The following is a 2,748-nucleotide window of genomic DNA, read 5'->3' on the forward strand; positions in this document are numbered from 1 at the left end:
ACCAAAATCAGCGTAGGAACAAAAAGCCTGAATTTCGCCTGGAATATACAAAATTTTAAAGGAAGAGTCAAGAAAAGAGGGGAGGGGGTGAACTGGAAACTCCGAACTTGTTTTATCCTATCGTAGCTAACTCGAGCCTTCCTCTCCACCGTTCCTGCAGAGTTTCTTTCATCAAAAGATGTTCCGGGAGAGAGAGAGTAGGATCCCGGGCGATTATGGAAAATGCCTCCTGGCGGGCTTCGTGGAGCAGGTCGAAGTCTCGCAAAAAATTGGCCACCCGGAAGTCGGGTAGCCCCGACTGCTGGGTCCCGAGTAAATCCCCGGGGCCGCGAATTACCAGATCCTCTTCGGATATCTTAAAGCCGTCGGTGGTCTGTCCCATCACCCGCAGGCGCCTCCCGGCATCTTCACTTACAGGGTGTTTGGCAACCAGGAGACATTGGGATGGGTCTTGCCCTCGGCCCACTCGGCCGCGAAGCTGGTGGAGCTGGGAAAGGCCAAACCTCTCGGCATGTTCAATCACCATGACGGAGGCATTGGGTACGTCAATGCCCACTTCGATGACGATGGTCGAAACAAGGATATGGATGCGCCGGGCCTTAAAATCGGCCATAATCGTTTCTTTGTCTTCACTTTTCATCCGGCCGTGAATCAATCCCACTTTAAATTCCGGAAAGATATCCCGCTGCAGGTGTTTGGCCATCTGGGTGGCGTCTTTGAGGTCCAGGCGCTCGGATTCCTCAACCAGAGGGTATACCACGTAGGCTTGTTTCCCCTTAGAGATCTCTTCCCGGAGGATGCGGTAGACGCGGAATCGCTCCTTTTCGTTGAAGACTCGTGTCGAAATGGTCCCACGCCCTGGAGGGAGCTGGTCGATCACGGAAACCTCCAGATCACCGTAAAGGGTCATAGCCAGCGTACGGGGAATAGGGGTAGCGGTCATAACCAGAACATCGGGGTTGTATCCCTTTTTTCTCAAGGTCGCGCGCTGAATAACTCCGAACTTATGCTGTTCATCGATGACGGCCAGGCCTAATTTATGAAATTCTACCCCTTCCTGGATGAGGGCGTGGGTTCCAATGGCGATATGGATTTCTCCTTTGGCAATCTCCCGGTAAAGGGTTTCTTTTTGGTTTTTTTTCAGGCTGCTGGTGAGAAGAGCAGCTCTCAGGCCGAGTTTCTCCACCACTGGACGAACGTTGAGAAAATGTTGCTCGGCCAAAATTTCTGTAGGGGCCATCATGGCCACTTGGTATCCTCCTTCAATAGCCATGAGTCCAGCCATCAAGGCTACGATGGTTTTGCCACTACCCACGTCTCCCTGGAGAAGGCGATTCATGGGGTGAGGCTGGCGCATATCCGATTCGATATCCGTAAGGACACGTTCCTGTGCCGAGGTGAGGACAAAAGGAAGAAGTTCCCGGAGTTGTTGGGTGTAACGGTGCGAGATGGGAAAGGCAATGCCTTTTTCCATCAGGGTCCCGCTGCGGCGCAGGGCCAGGCCTAATTCCATAAAGAAAAAATCATCGAAGATCAATCTGCGGTGAGAGGGAGATTTCCCTTCCAGGAGCAAAGCAATGTCTTCATCCGGGTCGGGAAAGTGCGCCCTGCGCAATGCCTCTGCAAGAGGGATCAGCCGCTGACGCCGACAGATCTCCTCAGGGATCCCGCTGAAAGCCTTAGCAGCAAAAAGGTCAACTACATTTTTCATAATGCGGCGGATCAGACGCTGACGCTGGTATAGTCCTTCGGTTTCTGAGTAAATAGGAACGATGCTCCCGAAATGCAAGGAGTCTTCAACGCCGCCTTTGCCGCTGGAGGTTCCTTCCGGGTGGGATGGTTCCTCACCTTCTTCGAGGATTTCTATCTCGGGGTGATGCATCTCTTTCTGGAATTGATAAAGATTAATCTCTCCGGAGAGGATCAGGCGCATACCTTTCCGGAACCTTCCTTTCATATAACGGGGGTTGAAGTGAAACCATTTGGCGACCAGGGTGCCGGTCTCATCCCCGATGGTCAATTCGAAAGTGCGCCGCTTTCGGTAATAAGACATCTCTGCCTGCCGGACTGTCCCCATGACCGTTTCTACTTTCCCCACCGAAAGCTGGGAGATGGTTTTGATTTGCCGGCGGTCTTGGTAAAAGCGGGGGAGAAAATAAAGGGCATCTTCCACAGTGCGGATATTTTTTTTCTTCAAGATCTCAGAGAGGCGCGGCCCAACGCCTTTGATGTACTGGATGGGGGTTTGCAGGTCTTGGCGAAACTGGCGAAACTCTGCCAGGGTTGGCCAGGGCTGACAGGGAACGGGAGCTGAATCCTCGCATTTGAGGTCGTTAAATATTTTTTGGAATTCGAGGACCTGGGCTTTCTTCTTAACCAGGTCCATGCCATCAAAGCCCTTAACCTGAACCATCAAGCGATTGAATAACTCCTGCCTCCTTGGGCTGAGGGGAAGGGCCAAGGCTTTTTCCAACCAGTGGGCCATGTAGGGTTCCAGGGCTTTCAATGTTTTCAGGTTGGCATAATCGTTTCCAGAAGCAAACCGGAGGGGCTTTTCTAAGGCTTCAAGAATTTGTTTTAAATCCTCCGACGGCATCGTTGGCAATTCCCATCCTTAAATTATTTCTTAAAGTTTGATGATCTCGTAAAAAGTTAAAATTGGGATGGCAAAGTAAAAAGCTCCATATGCAAGGCGCGCAAAAGCTGAGGAGAGAGGCGTACTTACAAGGTACGCCGCAACGACGAAGG

At 51.6% G+C, this 2,748-nt stretch carries 1 protein-coding gene; it reads right to left on the reverse strand.

Annotated elements, in window-relative coordinates; genetic code table 11:
* Positions 1-112: 112 nt before the first annotated feature.
* Positions 113-2,596, reverse strand: a complete 2,484-nt coding sequence (gene recG / locus Q7V48_01425; GenBank protein MDO9209401.1) for an ATP-dependent DNA helicase RecG — start codon at positions 2,594-2,596, stop codon at positions 113-115.
* Positions 2,597-2,748 lie beyond the last annotated feature (152 nt).

Source organism: Deltaproteobacteria bacterium (assembly GCA_030654105.1).
GTDB lineage: Bacteria > Desulfobacterota > SM23-61 > SM23-61 > SM23-61 > JAHJQK01.

Coding starts and splice junctions, on each gene's coding strand:
- recG (MDO9209401.1), bottom strand. CDS start 2,596: ATGCCGTCGGAGGATTTAAAACAAATTCTTGAAGCCTTAGAAAAGCCC.